The 21,870-nt window shown below is 62.6% G+C and carries 20 protein-coding genes and 1 tRNA gene; 9 read left to right on the top strand and 12 right to left on the bottom strand.

All coding sequences use genetic code 11. The features are described 5' to 3' along the window. The first annotated feature begins 132 nt into the window (after positions 1 to 132). Positions 133 to 324, top strand: a complete 192-nt coding sequence (locus NAV27_RS03150; RefSeq protein WP_003288256.1) for a hypothetical protein — start codon at positions 133 to 135, stop codon at positions 322 to 324. A gap of 11 nt (positions 325 to 335) precedes the next feature. Here the strand turns inward: NAV27_RS03150 and rlmF are convergent, their stop codons facing one another. From rlmF to NAV27_RS03105, 9 genes are all read right to left on the bottom strand, one after another. After that, complete coding sequence (gene rlmF, locus NAV27_RS03145; protein WP_102827303.1) at positions 336 to 1,328, bottom strand: 23S rRNA (adenine(1618)-N(6))-methyltransferase RlmF; 993 nt, start codon at positions 1,326 to 1,328, stop codon at positions 336 to 338. Between the two features lie 46 nt (positions 1,329 to 1,374). Next, positions 1,375 to 2,544, bottom strand: coding sequence for a YbfB/YjiJ family MFS transporter (locus NAV27_RS03140; RefSeq protein ID WP_102827302.1), 1,170 nt, complete (start codon positions 2,542 to 2,544; stop codon positions 1,375 to 1,377). Positions 2,545 to 2,622: 78 nt separating this feature from the next. Continuing rightward, entirely contained in the window at positions 2,623 to 4,455 is a 1,833-nt protein-coding gene (locus NAV27_RS03135; RefSeq protein ID WP_102827301.1) for an SLC13 family permease, read from the bottom strand. 6 nt (positions 4,456 to 4,461) lie between these two features. Next, entirely contained in the window at positions 4,462 to 4,758 is a 297-nt protein-coding gene (locus NAV27_RS03130) for a winged helix-turn-helix domain-containing protein (protein WP_102827300.1), read from the bottom strand. Between the two features lie 64 nt (positions 4,759 to 4,822). Then, positions 4,823 to 6,205, bottom strand: coding sequence for a sodium:proton antiporter NhaD (gene nhaD, locus NAV27_RS03125; RefSeq protein ID WP_008568080.1), 1,383 nt, complete (start codon positions 6,203 to 6,205; stop codon positions 4,823 to 4,825). 294 nt (positions 6,206 to 6,499) lie between these two features. Next, on the bottom strand, positions 6,500 to 9,334 hold the full coding sequence (locus NAV27_RS03120; RefSeq protein WP_102827299.1) for a valine--tRNA ligase: 2,835 nt from the start codon (positions 9,332 to 9,334) through the stop codon (positions 6,500 to 6,502). Positions 9,335 to 9,436: 102 nt separating this feature from the next. Then, the gene (locus tag NAV27_RS03115) at positions 9,437 to 9,811 is read right to left on the bottom strand and encodes a DNA polymerase III subunit chi (protein ID WP_102827298.1); all 375 of its coding nucleotides are present in this window, start codon (positions 9,809 to 9,811) and stop codon (positions 9,437 to 9,439) included. Between the two features lie 30 nt (positions 9,812 to 9,841). After that, positions 9,842 to 10,261 (bottom strand): DNA polymerase III subunit chi, encoded by a 420-nt coding sequence (locus NAV27_RS03110; RefSeq protein ID WP_102827297.1) that lies wholly within the window; start codon positions 10,259 to 10,261, stop codon positions 9,842 to 9,844. Positions 10,262 to 10,333: 72 nt separating this feature from the next. After that, positions 10,334 to 11,821 carry a leucyl aminopeptidase gene (locus NAV27_RS03105; RefSeq protein WP_102827296.1) on the bottom strand — a complete coding sequence of 496 codons (1,488 nt, stop codon included), beginning with the start codon at positions 11,819 to 11,821 and terminating at the stop codon, positions 10,334 to 10,336. 185 nt (positions 11,822 to 12,006) lie between these two features. Between NAV27_RS03105 and lptF the strand changes: the two genes are divergently transcribed. Further along, the gene (lptF, locus tag NAV27_RS03100; RefSeq protein ID WP_102827295.1) at positions 12,007 to 13,128 is read left to right on the top strand and encodes an LPS export ABC transporter permease LptF; all 1,122 of its coding nucleotides are present in this window, start codon (positions 12,007 to 12,009) and stop codon (positions 13,126 to 13,128) included. Next, positions 13,121 to 14,182 carry an LPS export ABC transporter permease LptG gene (gene lptG / locus NAV27_RS03095; RefSeq protein WP_102827294.1) on the top strand — a complete coding sequence of 354 codons (1,062 nt, stop codon included), beginning with the start codon at positions 13,121 to 13,123 and terminating at the stop codon, positions 14,180 to 14,182. Before lptF ends, lptG begins: the two co-directional genes overlap by 8 nt. A 118-nt stretch (positions 14,183 to 14,300) precedes the next feature. On the opposite strand, the gene NAV27_RS03090 is transcribed toward lptG, so the two are convergent. The 3 genes from NAV27_RS03090 to NAV27_RS03080 all read right to left on the bottom strand — a co-directional run bounded on the left by NAV27_RS03090 (position 14,301) and on the right by NAV27_RS03080 (position 15,683). Continuing rightward, positions 14,301 to 14,798 carry an RDD family protein gene (locus tag NAV27_RS03090; protein WP_008568069.1) on the bottom strand — a complete coding sequence of 166 codons (498 nt, stop codon included), beginning with the start codon at positions 14,796 to 14,798 and terminating at the stop codon, positions 14,301 to 14,303. Between the two features lie 98 nt (positions 14,799 to 14,896). Next, positions 14,897 to 15,109: a cold-shock protein gene (locus NAV27_RS03085; RefSeq protein WP_003246255.1), complete on the bottom strand. Its 213-nt coding sequence runs from the start codon at positions 15,107 to 15,109 to the stop codon at positions 14,897 to 14,899. Between the two features lie 487 nt (positions 15,110 to 15,596). Further along, positions 15,597 to 15,683 (bottom strand) — tRNA-Leu (locus NAV27_RS03080). Between the two features lie 109 nt (positions 15,684 to 15,792). On the opposite strand from NAV27_RS03080, the gene queA reads away from it, so the two are divergent. The 6 genes from queA (at position 15,793) to NAV27_RS03050 (ending at position 21,834) form a co-directional block, all read left to right on the top strand. Next, positions 15,793 to 16,842, top strand: coding sequence for a tRNA preQ1(34) S-adenosylmethionine ribosyltransferase-isomerase QueA (gene queA, locus NAV27_RS03075; RefSeq protein ID WP_102827293.1), 1,050 nt, complete (start codon positions 15,793 to 15,795; stop codon positions 16,840 to 16,842). Between the two features lie 14 nt (positions 16,843 to 16,856). Beyond that, positions 16,857 to 17,972 carry a tRNA guanosine(34) transglycosylase Tgt gene (tgt, locus tag NAV27_RS03070; RefSeq protein WP_180981395.1) on the top strand — a complete coding sequence of 372 codons (1,116 nt, stop codon included), beginning with the start codon at positions 16,857 to 16,859 and terminating at the stop codon, positions 17,970 to 17,972. A gap of 40 nt (positions 17,973 to 18,012) precedes the next feature. Then, positions 18,013 to 18,342, top strand: coding sequence for a preprotein translocase subunit YajC (gene yajC, locus NAV27_RS03065; protein WP_008568065.1), 330 nt, complete (start codon positions 18,013 to 18,015; stop codon positions 18,340 to 18,342). Positions 18,343 to 18,407: 65 nt separating this feature from the next. Further along, complete coding sequence (gene secD, locus NAV27_RS03060) at positions 18,408 to 20,270, top strand: protein translocase subunit SecD (protein WP_008568064.1); 1,863 nt, start codon at positions 18,408 to 18,410, stop codon at positions 20,268 to 20,270. Between the two features lie 13 nt (positions 20,271 to 20,283). Further along, a complete protein-coding gene (secF, locus tag NAV27_RS03055) occupies positions 20,284 to 21,192 on the top strand; it encodes a protein translocase subunit SecF (RefSeq protein ID WP_180981394.1) in 909 nt (302 codons plus the stop codon). Between the two features lie 108 nt (positions 21,193 to 21,300). Beyond that, positions 21,301 to 21,834 (top strand): glycine zipper 2TM domain-containing protein, encoded by a 534-nt coding sequence (locus tag NAV27_RS03050; protein WP_008568061.1) that lies wholly within the window; start codon positions 21,301 to 21,303, stop codon positions 21,832 to 21,834. The last annotated feature ends 36 nt before the right edge of the window (positions 21,835 to 21,870 follow it).

Genomic DNA, 21,870 nt, shown 5'->3' with positions numbered 1-21,870 from the left:
GAAAAAATCGCTGCGTGTACGGAATCAAATCGCCGTTGCTGGGCTCCAACGAGCGAGGCGGCAATCTTTGTCGCAGAACCGTAATCAAAGCACTGTAAAAAGCTGCTGCACGCAGTTTTATGGAGCCCACACATGACCACCCTCACCGAACTCGCCCAGCACATCGCCAAGCTCTATCCCTTGCAGGACAAGCGAGCCGGCAAGCGCTATCGCGTGGTGGGCGAACTGGCCGGCATGACCGAGCTGGAAGAAATCAACGGTGAACCGCGCTATATCCAGACCCTGGCGCTGAAGAACAAGCAGCTTTGGGATCTAGCGGTCTGATCGCCGCCCGATCAGACCTGTTGTTGTAACCCGCGCCGTGCGCGCCATTGCGCACGCTGATCCACGTCGAGAAAGGTCCATGCCACGAAGCGGCTGCGCTTCTGGCCCTGGGCCATGTCCAGCGTCTGTACCTCCCGCGCCCCGAGCCTGCGCAGCCTGGCCTGCAGTGGCGCGACGTTGCCGCCTTTGGAGACCAGCGTGCTGAACCAGCAGATCTGTTGGCTGACTGCCACGCTTTCCTCGGCCAAGCGGGCGATGAACGCCGCCTCGCCGCCCTCGCACCACAGCTCCGCCGCTTGTCCGCCGAAGTTCAGCACGGGCAGCTTGCGCTTGGGGTCGAGCTTGCCGAGGTTGCGCCATTTGCGCTGGCTGCCGGCCGTCGCTTCGCTGGCCGAAGCGTGAAACGGCGGGTTGCACAGGCTGAGATCGAAGCGCTCGTCCGCCTGTAGCAGGCCGTGGAAGATGTGCCGGCGATCGGATTGCTGGCGCAGCTCGATGGCGTCGCTCAGCCCGTTCGCCGTGACGATCGCCTGCGCGGAGTTCAGCGCGACGCTGTCGATATCCGAGCCGGTGAAGCGCCAGCCGTACTCACAGTGGCCGATCAGCGGATAGATGCAGTTGGCCCCGGTGCCGATATCCAGCGCACGGATCTGCCTGCCGCGCGGAATGCTGCCGGCGTTGTCGGCGGCCAGCAGGTCGGCCAGACCGTGTAGGTAGTCGGCGCGTCCGGGTACTGGCGGGCACAGGTAGCCGGCTGGGATGTCCCAGTGCTCGATCCCGTAGAACTGCTTGAGCAGCGCGCGGTTGAATACCTTCACCGCCGCCGGGTCGGCGAAATCGATGCTCTGCTTGCCGTACGGATTGACGATGACGAAGTCGGCCAGCGCCGGGCAGCCGGCGATCAGCGCAGGGAAGTCGTAGCGCCCACTGTGGCGGTTGCGCGGATGCAGGAGCGGGCGGTCGGGCTTGGCGCTGGTCGGGGCCTTGGATTTGCGGACGGACATGGGCGTACGGATCGCTGCGAACGGGGCGCGCATTGTCCCACAGGTTTCACCGCCGGCGCGGCACCGCCAGCATCCATAGCAAGCCCCAGAGCAGCGCGCCGGCGCCGAGCCAGAAGGCGCTGTGCAGGCTGCCGCCGACACCCATCCAGAGGCTGGTCAGCCAGGGCGCGGCGAGCTGGGTCAGGCCGTACAGGGCAATCAGCGCCGCGGACAGGCGCGGCCCCTGATGCGGATGCAGCGTACGCGCCAGGCGCTGGGTCAGCAGCACGGTGCCGAGGAAGGTGCCACCGACCAGCACCGCGCAGAGCAGGATGCCGCTCGCGCCGGGTAACAGCAGCACCGCCAGCACGCCGAGCAGTTGCATCAAGTAGCTCAGACGCAGTGCGATATCGTCGCCAAGGCGCACGCCCAGGCGGTTCCACAGCCAAGGCGAAGGCAGGGTCGACAGGGCGACCACCAACCAGCTGCCATCGATGAGGAAATCGCCGGGCTCGACCTGCAATCTCGCGATCATCGGCAGGAAGGTCATCGGCAGGATGTAGCCCATGCCGGCGCCGGCATAGGAGAGGAACAGCGGCGTGCTGGCCCGGTCGAACAGTCGGCCGCTGGGTGCCGTGGCCGGATCGCCGGCCGGCGTTTCGTTCGGCAGATCCAGCTTCGCCAGCTGGCGCCAGCCCCACCAGGCCAGCGGCAGCGACAGCAGCGCCGCCGGCCACCAGCGCTCGGCACCCTGCAGCAGTCCATCGCTCAGGCTGACCAGCAGACTGGAGACGATCAGCCCGACGCAGACGCCCAGATAGACGAGGCCGCTGGACGACGCGCGCTGATGGCGAGCCAGCCACTCGAGAATCAACGATGGCGCCTGCACGAACACCAGGCCGTTGGCGATGCCGTTGGCCAGACGCAGCGCGGCGAGCGCATCGGGCGATTGCGCCTGGGTTTGCAGCAGTGCGCTGAGCAGATGCAGCGCCAGTGCCCAGGGCAGGCTGCGGCGAATCTGCGCAACGCGGTGCCAGCGCAACGCGAGCAGCGCGCCGATCAGATAACCAAGGTAGTTCCAGCTGGCGATGCTGGCGCCCTGCTGCACGCTGAGCAGGCCATCTTCCACCAACCAGGGCAGCAGGGGGGTGTAGACGAAGCGACCGAGGCCGTGGACGACCAGCAGCAGCGTGGCGCCGGCGAGCAGAACCGGGAACAGGGCAGGGCGGTGCGACATGGGGGGATTTCTTGTTGGTATGGGAGGCCGAGAGTAACCGCCCACGGCGCCGGCGACCATGCCACTTATTGCCGGCCATCAGCCCTGGAATGGGAACAGCAACGGCACCAGCAGCAGCGAGACCAGCATCACCAGCAGCGTGAAGGGCACGCCGATGCGCACGAAATCGGTGAAGCGGTAATGCCCGGGATTCAGCACCAGGGTGTTCACCGGTGAAGAGACGGGTGTCATGAAGGCGGCCGAGGCGGCCAGCGCGACGGTCATGGCGAAGGGATAGGGCGACGCCCCCAGCTGTTCGGCCACCGACAGCGCGATCGGCGCCATCAGCACGGCGGTCGCGGTGTTGGAGATGAACAGCCCGATCACGGCGGTGAGCACGAACAGGCAGGCCAGCAGCGCATACGGCCCGGCGTCGCCCAGCAGGCCGATCAGACCGCTGGTGACCAGAGCAATGCCACCGGTTTTCTGCAGCGCCTGGGCGAAGGGCAGCATGCCGACGATCAGAATCAGGCTCTGCCAGTGAATGGCCTTGTAGGCGCTGTCCATGTCGATGCAGCGGAACAGTCCCATCAAGAGGCAGCCGATCAACGCCGCCAGCACGTTCGGCACCAGGCCGCTGACCATCAGCGCCACCATCGCCGCCAGGCTTAACAGGGCGAGTGGCGCGCGGCGGGCGGCGGGCGCCACGTCATCCACTTCCGCCGGCAGGCTGAGCACCAGGAAATCGCGACTCAGCCCCTGCAGACGGTGGATGTGCTTCCAGCTGCCGGCGACCAGCAGGGTATCGGCCGGCTTGAGTTTCTCGTCCACCAGCAGACCGCGCAGCGCCTCGTGATTGCGCCGCAGGCCGACCACGTTGAGCTTGTGATGACTGCGAAAGCCCAGCTGCTGGATCGTCTTGCCCGGCAGGCTGGAGTCGGGCGGTAGCGCGACTTCGGCCAGGCCCAGCTCATGCGAATGATCGGCGTAATAGGAACGCGACAGCTGTAGAGGCTCCAGGCCGAGTTCGTCGAAGGCACCGAGCAGGCCGATCGCCGGGCTGGCCAGATCGACCAGCAGCACGTCGCCGACAAGCAGCTCGGTATTGCCGGTAGCCACCAGCAACAGCTTGCGAAAACGATGCTGGCGTTCGATGGCGATCACGTTGATGCCGTACTGCTTGCGCAGTTCCAGCTCGTCCAGCACGCGGTCGCCGAGGATCGAACCGGGTTTGACGCGTAGCCGCCGCTCGCGCTCGCCGAGGCAGTAGGCTTGGGCCAGGTCGGCCAGCGTCAGGCGCGGTCGCGGTTGTTCATGCCGGTCATTGCCGCCCAGCCAGCGGCGCGCCACCAGCATGTAGCCGATGCCGAGCAGCAGGATGGCGAGGCCGATGGGCGCGAAGTCGAAGAAGGCGAAGCCGTCCAGGCCGGCGCGACGCAGTTCGCTGTGCACCACCATGTTCGGCGGCGTGGCGACCAGCGTCAGCATGCCGCTGATCAAGCCGGCGAATGCCAGCGGCATCATCAGCCGTCGCGGCGACAGCTGCATGCGCGCGGCGATGCCAAGCGTCACGGGGATGAAGATCGCTACCACGCCGGTGGAGCTCATCACCGAGCCGAGTCCCGCGACCGCCAGCATCAGCAGGATCAGCAGCCGGCTCTCGCTGCTACCGGCGCGGCGCATCAGCCAATCGCCCAGGCGATAGGCGATGCCGGTACGCACCAGACCGTCGCCGATGACGAACAGCGCGGCGATCAGCAGCACGCTGGGGTCGCTGAAGCCGGCCAGCGCCTCGTCGATGGTCAGCACGCCGGACAGCGGCAGGGCGACCATCGCCAGCAGCGCGACCACGTCCATGCGCGGACGGTTGACGATGAACAGCCCGACGCAGATGCCCAGCAGGCCCAGAACCAGCAGCAGATCGCCGTTCATGGGTGGTCAGGGATAGCCGAGAACGGATTTGATGCGCGGCAGGTTGCGCTCGATCCAGCGTTGGTCGATGGCTCCCCAGTCGCGGATGCTGTAATGGCCGGCGTTGTGTCGTTCGCCGTCGTCCTGCGCGAAGTGGCAGTCGATATCCAGCTCGGCAAGCGCGGCGAGGGTGTCCTGCGCGGTGCGTCGCGGCATGCCGGTGACCGCCATCAGCGCCGGGACGCTGGTGGCGGCGCCACTGTCGATCAGCCAAGCGACGTAGAGTCGGCGGTAGAAGCTGGTTCTGGTCTTGCTGGTGGTCATGGAGAACCCCTGTCCGGGGCATTGCGGGTTGCAATGCCCCGGATGAGTTGGTCGCGAGTGATCGTCAGGTCAGCGCGAGCATGCCGATGTAGGTCACCGCGCCGGCGGTGTAGCCGAGGAACGCCAGCAGGCTGACCCGCTTGAGATACCAGGTAAAGCTGATCTTCTCCATGCCCATCGCCGCGACACCCGCCGCAGAGCCAATGATCAGGCTGCTGCCGCCAGTGCCTGCGCAGTAGGCGAGCAACTCCCAGAAGGTGCCGTCGGTGAGGAACTGCGACAGCCAGCCGGACTCATCCGGCGCGGCTGCGGCAAGCGTCTCGGGGCTGACCAGCGGGTACATTTTCATGGCACCGGCCACCAGCGGCACGTTATCGACGATTGCCGACAGCAGGCCGATGGCATAGTTGATCGCATAGATGTTGCCCAGCGATTGGCGCAGTCCTTCGGCCACCTGGGTCAAATGGCCAGCCGTGGCGAGGCTGGAAACCGCCAGCAGGATGCCGAGGAAGAACAGCACGCTGGGTGTGTCGACCTTGCGCAGTACGCCGACCACCGAAAGCGGGTGTTTGTGTTCATCGTTCTTGCCGCGATGGATGTACTCGGTGGTGATCCACAGCAGGCCGAGGCCGAAGAGAATGCCCATGTACGGCGGCAGATGGGTAATGGTCTTGAAGACCGGAACGAATAGCAGCGAGCCAAGGCCCAGGCCCAATACCAGATTGCGTTCGAACACCGTGGTGGCCGGAGGCTGATGCTCCGCTAGGTGTGCCCGGGGCCGAGGGCGTGGAGCTTCGCCGCGCAGGCGGAAGCTGAGAATCAGCAACGGCACCAGCAGGCAGACCAGACTGGGTACGAACAGGCCGGTGATGATGCCGCCTGCGGAGATCTGCGTGCCGATCCACAGCATCGTGGTGGTCACGTCGCCGATCGGCGACCAGGCGCCTCCGGCGTTGGCGGCGATCACCACGATACCGACGTAGAGCCAGCGCTCGGGGCGCCCGCGGATCAATTTGCGCAGCAGCGAGACCATGACGATGGTGGTGGTGAGGTTGTCCAGCACCGAGGAGAGAAAGAAGGTAATCAGCCCGACGATCCACAGCAGGTGCACGCGTTTGCGTGTCTGGATGCGGTCAGTGATGACCTTGAAGCCTTCATGGGAGTCGATCAGCTCGACGATGGTCATTGCGCCGAGCAGAAAGAACAGGATCTCCGAGATTTCGCCGAGATGATGGCGCAGGGCTTCGACCACGATGGCTGACGAATCCGCCGGATCATGGGTACCGGACTGCAGCAGCGGCAGAATCTCGTCGGCCCCCAGTACCAGCACCGTCCAGGTCAGCACCGCGGTGAGCAAGGCGGCGGCGGCCTTGTCGATCTTCAGTGGATGTTCGAAGGCTATGCAGAGATAACCAATGACGAATACCACAGCCATGAGTGCGTACATCGCAAAAAGCTCCCCTCTGGTAAAGGTACCGGTTGCCGAATGAGCAAACCGGCACAGCATCGACAGACGCTTGGCTGCGGCTTCTACAGCTGAACAACGCACGCAGACGACATGTACCGATCGGAATCGAAGCTGGCGTTACAGGCGAGATTCGCTGACGCGAAGCGTTATGCGCTCTGTCAGTTTTTGTTCGAATATGGCGGCGACATGATGGCTGCTCGCCGCCGGCGATGCGTTGCGATCAATCAAGATGATCGATAACAAAAGGCCGGCATCGATGCCGGCCTTTGTGTTTTACAGCGTGGCGATGCGCTCGCGCTGCTCGACCAGACGGGCCTTGGCCTGTTCGGCCTCGGCCAGCTTGGCGCGCTCCTTGTCGATCACTTCTGGCGGCGCCTTGTCGACGAAGCCGGCGTTGGACAGCTTGCCGCCGACGCGCTTGACCTCGCCGTCCAGCCGCGCGATCTCCTTGTCCAGCCGCGCCAGTTCGGCGTCCTTGTCGATCAGCCCGGCCATCGGCACCAGCACCTGCAGATCGCCAACCAGGGCGATGGCCGACAGTGGCGCTTCTTCGCCCGCTGCAAGGGTGCGCACGGTTTCCAGCTTGGCCAGCTTCTTCAGCAGCGGCTCGTTGTCGGCCAGTCGGCGCAGGTCGAGCGGCAAGGCGTTGCTCAGCACCACGTCGATGCGCTTGGCCATTGAGATGTTCATTTCGCCGCGAATCTGGCGGATGCCGAGCATGAAGGCCTTGATCCACTCGATGTCGCCTTCGGCATCTTCGTCCAAGCGCGACGGGTCGAACTCCGGCCACGGCTGCAGCATCAATGTCGGGCCCGATTTGCCGGCCAGCGGTGCGACGCGCTGCCAGATTTCCTCGGTGATGAACGGCATGAACGGATGCGCCAGACGCAGCGCGGTTTCCAGCACGCGCACCAGAGTGCGGCGGGTGCCACGCTGGCGTTCGATACTGGCGGTCTCATCCCACAGCAGCGGTTTGACCAGCTCCAGGTACCAGGCGCAGTACTCGTCCCAGATGAATTCATACAGCGCCTGGGCGGCCAGGTCGAAGCGGAACGCTTCCAGCTGGCGGGTGACTTCGGCCTCGGTGCGCTGCAGGGTGGAGATGATCCAGCGGTCCACCGCCGACAGCTCGACGGGCTCGCCATTTACGCCGGTGTCCTTGCCCTCGGTGTTCTCGAAGACGAAGTTGGCGGCGTTCCACAGCTTGTTGCAGAAGTTGCGGTAGCCCTCGACGCGGCCCATGTCGAACTTGATGTCGCGGCCGGTGGAGGCCAGCGAGCAGAAGGTGAAGCGCAGCGCGTCGGTGCCGTAGCTGGCGATACCTTCGGGGAATTCGGCGCGGGTCTGCTTGGCGATCTTCTCGGCCAGCTTGGGCTGCATCATGCCGCTGGTGCGTTTTTGCAGCAGTTCGTCGAGGGTGATGCCGTCAACGATATCCAGCGGGTCGAGCACGTTGCCCTTGGACTTGGACATCTTCTGGCCCTGACCGTCGCGCACCAGACCGTGGACGTAGACGGTCTTGAACGGAATCTGTCCGGTCAGGTGGGTCGAGAGCATGATCATCCGGGCAACCCAGAAGAAGATGATGTCGAAGCCGGTGACCAGCACGTCGGTGGGGTGGAAGGTCTTGAGGAATTCGGTCTGCTGCGGCCAGCCGAGCGTGGAGAAGGTCCACAGCCCGGAGCTGAACCAGGTGTCCAGTACGTCTTCGTCCTGGCGCAGCGGTTCGTCGTTGCGGATTTCGTAGCGCTTGCGCACTTCGGTTTCGTCACGGCCGACATAGACGTTGCCCGCCTCGTCGTACCAGGCCGGGATGCGGTGGCCCCACCACAGCTGGCGGCTGATGCACCAGTCCTGGATATCGCGCATCCAGCTGAAGTACATGTTCTCGTACTGCTTGGGTACGAACTGGATCTGGCCGTTCTCCACCGCAGCGATGGCCTTTTCGGCCAGCGGCTTGGTGGAGACGTACCACTGGTCGGTCAGCCACGGCTCGATGATGGTGCCGGAGCGGTCGCCGCGCGGCACTTTCAATGCGTGGTCGTCGATCTTCTCCAACAGGCCCATCGCGTCGAACTCGGCGACGATCGCCTTGCGCGCATCGAAGCGGTCCATGTGCGCATAGCCGTCGGGCAGACTGCCATCGACCTTGTCGTTGACCGTGCCGTCGATATCGAACACCTGGGCGCGGGCCAGTACGCAGGCGTTCTGGTCGAAGATATTGATCAGCGGCAGGTGATGGCGCTTGCCGACCTCGTAGTCATTGAAGTCATGGGCCGGAGTGATCTTCACGCAGCCGGTGCCGAATTCGAGGTCGACGTAGTCGTCGGCGATAATCGGAATCAGCCGGTTGACCAGCGGCAGCATGACGTGACGGCCGATCAGGCTCTTGTAGCGCTCGTCCTCGGGGTGCACGGCGATGGCGGCATCGCCGAGCATGGTTTCCGGGCGGGTGGTGGCGACTACCAGGTAATCCTTGCCGTCGGCGGTGCGCGCACCGTCAGCCAGCGGATAGCGCAGGTGCCAGAGGTGGCCCTTCTCGTCGTGGTTCTCCACTTCCAGATCGGAAATGGCGGTGTGCAACTTGGTGTCCCAGTTGACCAGGCGCTTGCCGCGGTAGATCAGGCCATCTTCGTGCAGACGCACGAAGGCTTCCTTGACCGCCTCGGACAGGCCCTCGTCCATGGTGAAGCGCTCGCGCGACCAGTCCACCGAAGAACCCAGACGACGGATCTGCCGGGTAATGTTGCCGCCGGACTCTTCCTTCCACTGCCAGACCTTTTCCAGGAATTTCGCGCGGCCCAGATCGTGGCGGCTGACGCCCTGCGCGCCCAGCTGGCGCTCGACCACCATCTGCGTGGCGATGCCCGCGTGGTCGGTGCCCGGCTGCCACAGGGTGTTGCGGCCCTGCATGCGGCGCCAGCGGATCAGCGCATCCATGATCGCGTTGTTGAAACCATGCCCCATGTGCAGGCTGCCGGTGACGTTCGGCGGAGGGATCATGATGGTGTAGGGCTCGCCGGAACCCTGCGGCGCGAAATAGTTGTTCGATTCCCAGGTCTGGTACCAGGAAGTCTCGATGGCGTGCGGCTGGTAGGTCTTGTCCATGCGGCGGGACCCTTAGAACGGCTGATCGGAAAAACGGGCGAGTATAAAGCCAAATCGCGTCCGGGCTAGGCGTCAGCGCAGGAATCGTTGCAGCGCGGCGCTCTAGTTCTTGGGGGTGTGCACCAGTTCGTCCACGCGACGTTCGAGGCGGCGCTTCAGTTCGGCCTCGATCTGCGGGACGAAATCGTCTATCACCTCCTGCAGAATGAGATTAGCCGCCATGCGCAACTCGTGATCCAGGTGTCGTTCGGCCAGCGAGCGGAACGCGGCCCGTGCCGCCGGTTCGCGCCGTTCGGGCTGCGGCGTGGCGACAGGCTGAGGTGCAGGTGGGGGGGCTACGACATCCGAGAGCAGGGGAATGCTGGCTGGGTCCAGCTGTTCGGTCAGCAGGGGCGGATCCTGGTCGCCGAGCAGGGCGCGGATGGACTCCAGGTCGTCGAGCAACTGAGCGGGTTTGTCGGGGGATTTGGGCGTCATGGCGAATTCCGGGCTTGAGCTTCCAGCGGTCTACAGTTCGACCCGCCTGGGGTCGTAACCGTGCCGTCGGTAGAGGCGGAAGTTGTCCCGGCAGGCCATCAGCAGGTCCGGTTCCTGATTGACGATCTCAATGATTCGGCTGAACTGATCGACGTGCGGCGACAGCGTCGTCGCCAGGTTGATCAACAGGCTTTGCGGCTGCGCCGGCGCCTGCTCAAGACCGAGGACCACCGGTGCCTGGGGGTCGTCCGCGTAGTGCTCGTGGGGGATGAAGCGCTCCGTGCGAAAACTCCATAGCAGCTCGTCGAGCTGCTGGCATTGTGCGGCGTCGTGACAGCGGATGAACACCGGCAGGCCGTGCTGCCAGCCCTTGGCGGCCAGCTGGCAGGCCGCGCGCAGGCGCCCGAGCGGATTGTCGTCGGGCAGCACGTAGAACTCGATGCGGGTCATCGGCGCGTTCCGTCACTGCCGGCGCGCGGCGAGCCGCTCCGGCAGGTGGACGCACGCGGGCGGCAGGGCATTTCAGAGGGCCCTGTCCAGCAGGTACTGGGTCAGCAGCGGGACCGGGCGGCCGGTTGCGCCCTTTTCCTTGCCACCGCTGATCCAGGCGGTGCCGGCGATGTCCAGATGCGCCCAGGGATACTGCTTGGTGAAGCGCGACAGGAAGCAGGCCGCGGTGACGGTGCCAGCCTTCGGCCCGCCGATGTTGGCGATGTCGGCGAAGGGGCTGTCAAGCTGCTCCTGGTACTCGTCGAACAACGGCAGCTGCCAGGCGCGGTCGCCGGCCTGTTCGCCGGCGCCGAGCAGCTGCTGCGCCAGTTCCTGATCGTTGCCGAGCAGGCCCGAGGTATGGCTGCCAAGCGCGACGATGCAGGCACCGGTGAGGGTGGCGACATCGATCACCGCGCGCGGCTTGAAGCGCTCGGCATAGGTCAGCGTATCGCACAGCACCAGGCGGCCTTCGGCGTCGGTGTTGAGGATCTCGACGGTCTGACCGCTCAGGGTGGTGACGATATCGCCGGGACGGGTGGCCTTGCCGCTGGGCATGTTCTCGGCGCAGGCGAGCAGGCCGACGAGGTTGATCGGCAGCTGCAGTTCGAGCACTGCGCGGAAGGTACCGAGCACGCTGGCGGCGCCGCACATGTCGTACTTCATCTCGTCCATGCCCAGGCCCGGCTTGAGGCTGATGCCGCCGGTGTCGAAGGTGATGCCCTTGCCGACCAGCGCATAGGGCTGCTCGCCCTTGGCGCCGCCGTTGTACTGCATGACCACGATGCAGCCCGGCTGCTCGCTGCCTTGGGCTACGGCGAGGAACGCACCGGCGCCCAGGTCCCGCAGCTTCTTCTCATCGAGCACGTCCACCTTCAGGCCCTTGAAGGATTTGCCGAGCTGTCGCGCCTGCTCGGCCATGAAGCTCGGGTGGCACAGATTCGGCGGCAGGTTGCCGAGGTCGCGAGTCAACGCCATGCCTGAGGCGATGGCCGAGGCGTGACGGACGGCGCGCTCGATGTCGTCCTGCTGCGACTTGTCGCAGAGCAGGACGACTTTCTTCAGTGCGCGCGGGTCGGCTTTCTTGCTCTTGAAGCGTTCAAACACATAGGCGCTGTCAGCGAGCAGCTCCGCCAGCAGGCGAACTTTGCCATAGGTGTCGCGGCCCTTGACCTGCACATCCTGCACGGTGAACGCGGCATCGGAACCGCCGAGACTCTTCAGTACGCCGGCTGCGGCACCGAGCGCCTTGCGCCACTGGCGGGTATCCAGCTCGTTGTTCTTGCCGACGCCGAGCAGCAGCACGCGTTCGGCCTTCAGATTCGGCAGGCTGTGCAGCAGCAGAGTCTGTCCGACCTTGCCGTCGAGATCGCCGCGCTTGAGGATCGAGCTGATGACACCGCCACTGGCGAAATCGACGGCTTGGGCCGTTTCGCCGAGGGTACGCCCTTCACCGACTGGCAGAACCAGCGTGGCGGTTTTCAGCGCGGATGCTTTCGCGGTCTTTACAACGAATTCCATGACGGGAGTCCCCAAGACAAAGAGTTGGGTTTGCAGGATAATGCCAGGCCAATTTTTCCGGTGGTTCGCCTGCCGGCTGTTGACGGCGGATGTGCTGCCATTTCAACGGTCTAGCTCGGCGAACCGGCAACTGGCGGCTAGTTTGAGCGTAGCCGTCGGAGCCTGACAACCCTGGAGTGTCCGGTTTGATCGTCTTTCGTTATCTGTCCCGCGAGCTTTTGGTCACCGTGAGCGCAGTCAGCGCCGTGCTGCTGGTGATCATCATGAGTGGGCGCTTCATCAAGTACCTGGCCCAGGCTGCGCAGGGGTTGCTCGACCCGGGCGTGCTGCTGTTGATCATGGGATACCGTCTGCCAGGCTTCCTGCAGCTGATTCTGCCGCTCGGCCTGTTTCTCGGCATACTGCTGGCGTATGGAAGGCTGTATCTCGATAGCGAAATGACGGTGCTCTCGGCCACCGGGATGAGTCAGCGTCGTCTACTGCTCTACAGCCTCGCGCCAGCGGCTCTGGTGGCTGCGCTGGTCGGCTGGCTGAGCCTCGGACTTGCGCCGCAGGGCATTGCCGAAGTGGACCGCATCCTCAATCAGCAGGATTCGCTGACCGAGTTCGACACGCTGGTGCCGGGGCGCTTTCAGAACCTGCGCGATGGTTCACGGGTGACCTATACACGTGAGCTTTCGGCCGATCGCAGCGAGCTGGCAGGGGTATTCATTTCCGAGACCAACACATCGGCCCGTTCCGGCAAGGCGCGTGGGGTTTCCGTGCTGGTGGCCGAAAGTGGACGACAGGAGATCCAGCCTGACGGCAGTCGCTACCTGATCCTGGAGAATGGCTTCCGTTACGACGGCAATCCCGGCCAGGCCGACTACCGCGCCATCCAGTACGACACCTACGGCGTGCTGCTGCCCAAGCCGCAGGTGGCCGTCGAGCTGAGCGAGCGCGAGGCAATGCCGACGCGGGAGCTGCTTGGCAGCGACAACCTGCGTCATCGCTCCGAACTGCAGTGGCGCCTGTCCATGCCGGTGCTGGTGTTTGTCGTGACCCTGCTCGCTGTGCCGCTGGCTCGCGTCAATCCGCGTCAGGGGCGTTTCCTCAAGCTGCTGCCAGCGATCCTGCTTTACATGACATATCTGGCGTTGCTCATCGCTGTGCGCGGCGCGCTCGACAAGGGACGGATTCCGATGGCGCTCGGTTTGTGGTGGGTGCACGGGCTGTTTTTCGCGATAGGCCTGCTGATGTTGTACTGGGAGCCGTTGATGCTGAGATTGAAGAAGCGTCGCGCGGCGCCGGGGGTGGCGCATGGTTAAGCTTGATCGATACATCGCGATCCATGTCTTTCTGGCGATCCTGACCGTTCTGGGCATCATCGTCGGCCTGGCCCTGCTGTTCGCCTTCATCGACGAGTTGGGCGATGTCGAGGGCGGGTACGGGCTGGCGGATGCGCTGGAATATGTGCTGCTGACATCACCGCGGCGGCTCTACGAGATGCTGCCGATGGCGGTGCTGATCGGCTGCCTGATCGGTCTGGGTACGCTGGCCAGCAGCAGCGAGTTGACCGTGATGCGGGCTGCCGGTATTTCGCTCGGCCGCATCGTCGTGGCGGTGATGAAGCCGACTCTCGTGCTACTGCTGGTCGGCGTGCTGATCGGTGAATACGCGGCGCCTTGGGCCGAGGATATTGCCCAGGCACGCCGTTCGCTGGCGCAGGGTGCGGGCGAGGCGCAGAGCAGCAAGCGCGGCCTTTGGCATCGGCAGGAAAACGAATTTGTGCACGTCAACGCCGTGCAGCCGGGAGGCGTGCTGGTTGGGGTGACGCGCTACCGCTTCGACGATGAGCGGCGGTTGCTGTCGGCCAGTTTCGCCAAGCGCGCCAGCTACCAGAATGATCACTGGTTGCTGAGCAACATCGCGACCACGCATTTTCGCGGCGATCACACCGAAGTAGCGCAGGCGAGCGAAGAACGCTGGGATGTCCAGCTTACGCCGCAGTTGCTGGGGATTGTGGTGGTGGCGCCGGAGTCGCTGTCGATCACCGGTTTGTGGCGTTACATCCATTACCTGGCGGATCAGGGGCTCAACAACGGGCGTTACTGGCTGGCGTTCTGGACGAAGGTGCTGCAGCCCGCCGTGACTGTCTCGCTGGTGCTGCTCGCAATTTCGTTCATCTTCGGCCCGTTGCGCTCGGTGACGCTGGGTCAGCGCATCTTCACCGGCGTGGTGGTCGGATTCGTCTTCCGCATCATTCAGGATCTGCTCGGGCCGGCGAGTCAGGTTTTCGGCTTCTCGCCATTGCTGGCGGTCGCGCTGCCGGCGGGAATCTGTGCGCTGATCGGTGTCTGGCTGTTGCGTAGAGCTGGATGACGGGGTGATAACGGTTTCAAGCTGCGGCGCATGGGGGGTGATGTCCAGAGCGATTCCGCCGCTTGGAACCGCTCGCTTCGGCAGGGTGACACCTGTCGAAGCCTCTTCCGCCTTCTGCTTACTTCTTGTGGGTATTTTTCGGCAATTGTACGGCCTGGCTCTCCGAGTAAATGTCCTGCCAGGTACGTTTGTCCTTATCCCACAGCATCCATAGGTGCCCCAGTCCCAGGCTCAGCCAGGACATGATCGCGATCAGGAAGCGCAGCAGCGCCTGCCACAGGTCGATGGCCGTGCCGTCCTTGTTCTGAATGCGAATACCCCAGACCTGCATGCCGAGTGTCTGGCCGTTGTGAGTCCAGAACTTGGCGAAGAAGGCGAACAGGCTGAACATCAGCAGCGTCGAAAGCAGCGGGTCGATATCCAGGCCGCCAGCGTCGGCCACGGCCTTCAGCTGTTGGCTGCCATAGAACATTCGCAGCAGCACCTGTTGGTAGAACAGGGTTACCACCATCATCAGTGCGATGCACAGCAGGCTGTCGTAGAACATGGCGGCGAGGCGGCGTATCAGACTGGCGGCGGGGAACTGGCCCTGCGGGCTGAGCAGGTGTCGGCTCATCTCGAATCCTGATGGTTGGTACAAGGCGCGCATTCTACGGAATTGCGTGCATAAAAAAGCCCCTGATGTTGCCATCAGGGGCTTTTCGGAGCGGTGATTCAGCCCAGGATCTGGACCTGATCAGCCTGCATGCCCTTTTGACCTTGCACGGCGATGAAGCTGACTTTCTGGCCTTCTTTCAGGCTCTTGAAGCCGTTGCCTTCGATCGCGCGGAAGTGCACGAACAGATCCGGACCGCTCTCGGGAGTGATGAAACCAAAACCTTTCTCGTCGTTAAACCACTTGACGGTACCGTTCTGACGATTCGACATGTCTTTGTATCCTTGAAACTCAAAAGTAGAATTGCCCCCTGCATGGCGCAGGAAAGCTGGAACTGGTTGCAAAGAGTAAGAGAGTCGAGCGGAGAGCGGATCTGAAGATCTACTGCACCAGGTCACGATTCAACAGCGACCCATGCAAACACAGTGGGCACACTCTACGATAACTCGTCGGGGAATGCCAACCCCTCGAAGTCATGTGAAAGTGCCTCTTCGGCGATGCATATTCATGCGTTGTAGAGTGATGCCAAGTCGGCGCTGTTGCCTTCACTCTTGCCTGGATTTGGCGTGTGAATAGCATGAGTGAATGCCGACTTGTGACGCTTCGGATCAGTATTACTGTTCGGATGAAGCTATGCAGATCGTAACGATCGTTTTGCTGTCATTCTGCCTCCGATTCAGCTGGTTCGCTTACCGAGAAGCCTTGCCGTTGATCAGAATGACATGATGCTGCCGAGGACCCGCGGTCGTTGGCAATGAATGGTGCCCCGAGAGAGACTCGAACTCTCACGCTGTCGCCAGCGGCGGATTTTGAATCCGCTGCGTCTACCGATTCCGCCATCGAGGCACAGTGGCGGCGCAGTATAGGGATGAGCGATTGAGCGGTCAATCGCCGACGTGGCGATTGGGTGGTCTTTCCGCTAAGCTTTGCGCCCCGCCAATATCCCGCCAAAACCATGCAAGTCTCTGATTTCTCTTTTCAACTCCCGGACTCTCTGATCGCGCGCCATCCGCTGGCGGAGCGTCGCGCGAGTCGCCTGCTGGTGCTCGATGGAGAGACGGGCGAGCTGGCGCATCGCCGCTTTATCGATCTGCTCGAGTATGTGCAGTCCGGTGATCTGATGGTGTTCAACAATACTCGGGTGATTGCTGCTCGTTTGTTTGGGCGCAAGGCATCTGGCGGCAAGCTCGAGATTCTTGTCGAGCGCGTGCTCGACAGCCATCGTGTGCTCGCGCATGTGCGAGCCAGCAAATCTCCGAAGGTCGGCGGCATTATCGTTCTCGACGGTGGCGGCGAAGCGGTGATGATGGCGCGACATGATTCGCTGTTCGAGCTGCGCTTCAGCGAAGAAGTGTTGCCGCTGCTTGAACGGATTGGGCACATGCCGTTGCCTCCTTATATAGATCGTGCCGATGAGCAGGCGGATCGGGAGCGTTACCAGACCGTTTACGCACAGCACGCCGGAGCTGTTGCCGCACCTACGGCCGGTCTGCATTTCGATGCGGCGCTGCTGGCGGCGCTGCAGGAAAAGGGCGTGCAAACCGCGTTCGTCACCCTGCACGTCGGTGCCGGGACCTTTCAGCCGGTGCGTGTCGAGCGAATCGAAGATCACCACATGCACCAGGAATGGTTGGAGGTGAGTCAGGCGGTGGTCGATGCGGTGGCTGCCTGTCGCGCGCGCGGTGGCAGAGTCATAGCGGTTGGGACCACCAGCGTGCGCTCGCTGGAAACGGCTGCACGCAGCGGCGAGCTGCAGCCGTTCAGTGGCGACACCGATATCTTCATCTATCCCGGCAAGTCCTTTCATGTCGTGGACGCGCTGGTAACCAATTTTCACTTGCCAGAGTCGACACTGCTGATGCTCGTGGCGGCTTTTGCCGGTTATCCCGAAACGATGGCGGCCTATGCCGAGGCAGTGCGGGAGGGCTATCGCTTCTTCAGTTACGGCGATGCCATGTTCATAACGCGCAACAAGGCTGCGCGCGGACCCGAGGAAAACCAATGAGTCGCATCTGTCACATGTCGTTCGAGTTGCTTGCCACCGATGGCAAGGCGCGCCGGGGTCGACTGACGTTTCCCCGCGGAACGGTCGAAACGCCGGCGTTCATGCCGGTGGGTACCTACGGCACGGTCAAGGGCATGCTGCCGCGTGACATCGAAGGTATCGGGGCGCAGATCATACTCGGCAACACGTTTCACCTCTGGCTGCGTCCTGGCACTGAAGTGATCAGGCAGCACGGTGATCTGCACGATTTCATGCAATGGCAGGGGCCGATTCTGACCGACTCCGGTGGCTTTCAGGTGTTCAGCCTGGGGGCGATGCGCAAGATCAAGGAGGAGGGCGTGTATTTCGCATCCCCTGTCGATGGCGCCAAGGTGTTCATGGGGCCGGAAGAGTCGATGCAGGTCCAGCGTGAATTGGGATCGGATATCGTCATGATCTTTGACGAGTGCACTCCGTATCCGGCCGACGAGGAGACGGCGCAGCGGTCAATGGAGCTTTCGCTGCGCTGGGCCAAGCGTTCGAAAGTCGCGCATGGCGATAGTCCGGCGGCGTTATTTGGGATCGTGCAGGGTGGCATGTATGAATCGCTGCGCATGCGTTCTCTGGACGGTCTTTGCGAAATCGGCTTCGACGGTCTGGCGATTGGCGGTTTGTCGGTGGGCGAGCCGAAGGAGGAGATGATTCGTGTGCTCGATTTCCTGCCGCCGCGCATGCCCACGGACAAGCCACGTTACCTGATGGGGGTTGGCAAGCCGGAGGACCTCGTCGAAGGCGTTCGTCGTGGTGTCGATATGTTCGACTGCGTGATGCCGACCCGCAACGCGCGCAATGGTCATCTTTTTACCGATACGGGCGTGATCAAGATTCGCAATGCGATCCACCGGCACGACAACTCGCCACTGGACGCCGGTTGTGATTGCTATACATGCCAGCACTTCTCCCGCGCCTATCTGCATCATCTGGACAAGTGCGGTGAAATGCTCGGTAGCATGCTGAATACAATCCACAATTTGCGACATTATCAGCGTCTGATGGCTGGTTTACGCGACGCTATTCAACAAGGTACATTGGCGGCCTTTGTCGACGCCTTCTATGCCCGACGCGGTATGCCAACGCCGCCGGCTGCATGACAAATTTCCTCGAATCCATCTTAAGCAACAGGAGTGCTACATGAGCTTTCTGATCCCCGTCGCCCATGCCCAGGAGGCTGCTGCTGGTCCTGCCGGTACTGGTTTCGAATGGGTTTTCCTGGTCGGTTTTCTGGTCATCTTCTATCTGATGATCTGGCGTCCCCAGGCCAAGCGCGCCAAAGAGCACAAGAACCTGATTGGCGGTCTGCAGAAGGGTGACGAAGTTGTCACTTCCGGTGGCATCGCTGGCAAGGTCACCAAGGTTGCCGATGACTTCGTGGTGGTCGAGGTGTCTGATAATGTCGAACTGAAGTTCCAGAAAGTGGCAATCGCCGCGACGTTGCCAAAAGGCACGCTGAAGGCCATCTGAGCTGACTTCATTCAATACCACGACGGGGCGCGCAAGGCGCCCCGCGTCTTTAAGTGGGCGGCATCATGCTGAACAAGTATCCCCTGTGGAAATATCTGCTGATCCTGGCAGTGCTGGCTATTGGCCTGGTCTATTCCGCACCTAATCTCTATCCCGACGACCCGGCAATTCAGCTTACCGGCGCCAGCACGACGCTGAAGGTTGACCAGCCCGCGCTCGACCGTGCGGTTGGTGCGTTGAAGCAGGCTGGCATTGCGGTGAAAGCTGCCGAAGTCGCCGAGAACGGCGGCTTGCTGCGTCTTGAACGACTGTCGGATCAGCTGCCGGCCAAGGAAGCCGTGCGCCGGGTCATGGGAGACGACTACGTGGTCGCTCTGAACCTGGCCCCGACGACTCCGCAATGGCTGCGTAATCTGGGCGCCAGTCCGATGAAGCTCGGGCTTGATCTGTCCGGCGGCGTGCATTTCCTCCTCGAAGTTGACATGGAGAAGGCCGTTGCCGCTCGCATGCAGGTCTACGAGGGCGAGGTCAAGGCACTGCTGCGCAAGGAGCGGATTCGTTATCGCAGTCTGCCGTCGCGTGGCGACGCCTTCCAGTTGGGCTTTGCCGATAGCGAAACCTTGGGACGCGTTCAGGCGCTGGTACGCAAGAACTTCACGGATTTCGAGCTGACCAGCACCGAGCGTAGCGAGCAGCAAGTCCTGAACGTTGCGTTGACCGAAGCCAAGCTGGCGGAAATTCGCGAGTATTCGATCAAGCAGAACCTGACGACCGTGCGCAACAGGGTCAACGAACTGGGCGTGTCCGAGCCGCTGGTCCAGCGTCAAGGTGCCAATCGAATCGTGGTCGAGCTGCCCGGTGTTCAGGATACCGCCGAAGCCAAGCGCATCCTCGGCAAGACGGCCAGCCTCGAATTTCGTCTCGCCGCCGAGCCCGACGCTCCGCGCGCGACCACCGAGTCCTTCGAGTTTCGTGAGCCAGGCCGCCCGGCGGTAGCGCTTGAGCGCAGCCTGATCATTACCGGTGATCAGGTGACTGACGCTCAGGCCAGCTATGACGAAAACGGCCGACCTCAGGTCAATATTCGTCTTGATGGTCACGGCGGTGATCTGATGAACCGCGCCACCCGCAATAACGTCGGGCGCAGCATGGCGGTCATTTTTATCGAGCAGAAGCCGGTTACCCGCTATGTACGACAGAGCGTCGACGGCGTGGAGCAGGAAGTCATGCTGCAGAGCTTCCAGGAAGAGAAGCAGATCATCAGTCTGGCGACTATCCAGTCGCCGCTGGGCAGCCAGTTCCGGATTACCGGACTGGATGGACAGGGCGAATCCTCCGAACTGGCGCTATTGCTGCGCGCCGGTGGGCTCGCGGCGCCGATGTATTTCGCCGAAGAGCGGACCATCGGCCCGAGCCTGGGCGCCGAGAACATCGACAAGGGTATCGAATCGACGTGGTGGGCGCTGATCTTCGTATCGATTTTCGTCATCCTCATCTACAAGTTCTTCGGCGTGCTGGCGACTGTCGCACTGGCGTTCAACCTGGTGCTGCTGGTCGGTCTGATGTCGATCATCGGCGCCACGCTCACGCTGCCTGGTATCGCCGGTATCGTGCTGACGCTTGGCATGGCGGTGGATGCGAACGTGCTCATCTTCTCGCGTATTCGCGAGGAGCTGAAAAATGGCCTCTCGGTTCAGCGCGCCATTCATGAAGGCTTCGACCGCGCCTACTCGGCGATTCTCGACAGTAACCTGACCACTCTGCTGGTCGGCGGGATTCTGTTTGCGCTGGGCTCGGGGCCGATCAAGGGTTTTGCGGTGACGATGTCGCTGGGGATTCTGACCTCCCTGTTCACCGCCATCATGTTTACCCGGGGTATGGTCAACCTGATTTTCGGCGGTCGTAACGTCAAGAAGTTGTGGATCTGAGGGCACGACCATGATCAAGAACACCATTCGTTTCATGGCGATCCGCAATATCGCGTTCGCCATCACGCTACTGCTGACTGTCGTCGGCCTGGTGGCGCTTATCGGCAAGGGCCTCAACTTCGGCCTGGATTTTACCGGCGGCACGTTGATCGAGCTGCAGTACGAGCAGCCGGCCGATTTGGAAGTGATCAAGCGTGAGCTGGGCCAGGCGGGATATGCCGATGCGGTGGTTCAGAGTTTCGGTGCGACCACAGATGTACTGATCCGCCTGGCCGGCGATGATCCGCAGCTGGGCAGCAAGATCAGTGCGGCGTTGAAGACCATCGATCCTTCGGCCCGTTTCGAGGTAAAGCGTGTCGAATTCGTCGGCCCCCAGGTCGGTGAGGAGCTGCGCGATCAGGGTGGCCTGGCGATGCTCCTGGCGCTGGGCGGGATCATGGTTTATCTCGCATTCCGCTTCCAATGGAAGTTCGGGGTCGGGGCGATCGCCTCGCTGGCGCACGACACCATTCTGACTTTGGGTATTCTCGCGTTTTTCGAGATTCCGTTCGACCTGACGGTTTTGGCGGCGGTCCTGGCAATGATCGGTTATTCGCTCAACGATACGATCATCATTTATGACCGGATTCGCGAGAATTTCCGTTTACTGCGCAAGGCGGATCTGATCGAGAATATCGATATCTCGGTTACCCAGACGCTGTTGCGGACGATGGCGACCTCTTTCTCCACGGCGCTCGCGCTCATCGCGTTGCTGGTCTTCGGTGGGGATACGCTCGCCAACTTCGCGCTGGCCCTGCTGATCGGCGTGGTGGTGGGTACCTACTCGTCTGTTTATATTGGGGCAACGGTGCTGGTGTGGCTGAAGCTGACTGCCACCGACCTCATGCCGCCGGCTGCCAGCGAGGTGGATGAGCGACCCTGATCGCGCCACGCATCCTGCGCTCAGCGCGTCTGCATTGAGGAAACTTTTTGCGCTCCAGCCTGTCTGATCGGCACAGGCAGGCTGCGCTCTGCAGAAGGAGAGCAAGAAGTGAACAAGTCAATGGTGACAGGGGCGATTCTGGGTGCGGTTGTGGCGACTGCAGGTGGTGCGTTGGCGACTTACAGTCTGGTTGATCGTGAGCCGGAGTTTGCTAAGGTCCTGGCGGTCAAGACTGTAACGGAGTCCATCAAGACACCCCGCGAGGTCTGTAAGGACGTTGCGGTGACACGGCAGCGCCCTGTTCAGGACCAGCACAAGATCGCCGGTACGGTAATCGGTGCGGTGGCTGGTGGTCTGCTGGGCAACCAGATTGGTGGTGGCAATGGCAAGAAGATCGCCACCGTGGCTGGCGCGGCCGCCGGCGGTTATGCAGGCAACAAGATTCAGGGCAACATGCAGGCTGGCGACACCTATACGACGACGGAGACGCGCTGCGACACCGTGACCGACGTTGAAGATCGTATCGTTGGCTACGACGTTAAGTACGATCTGGCGGGTGAGGTGGGGCAGGTCCGTATGGATCGAGAGCCGGGCGACACCATCCCGGTACGCGATGGCCAGTTGGTATTGTCGCAACAGTAATTTCAGGTTTAGCCCGAAATAAAAAACGCCCCAATC

The sequence above is a fragment of the Stutzerimonas degradans genome (genome assembly GCF_024448505.1).
In the GTDB taxonomy this organism is placed as follows: domain Bacteria; phylum Pseudomonadota; class Gammaproteobacteria; order Pseudomonadales; family Pseudomonadaceae; genus Stutzerimonas; species Stutzerimonas degradans.
Note: the sequence above shows the minus strand (reverse complement) of the source record. Positions and strands in the feature narration are given on the sequence as shown.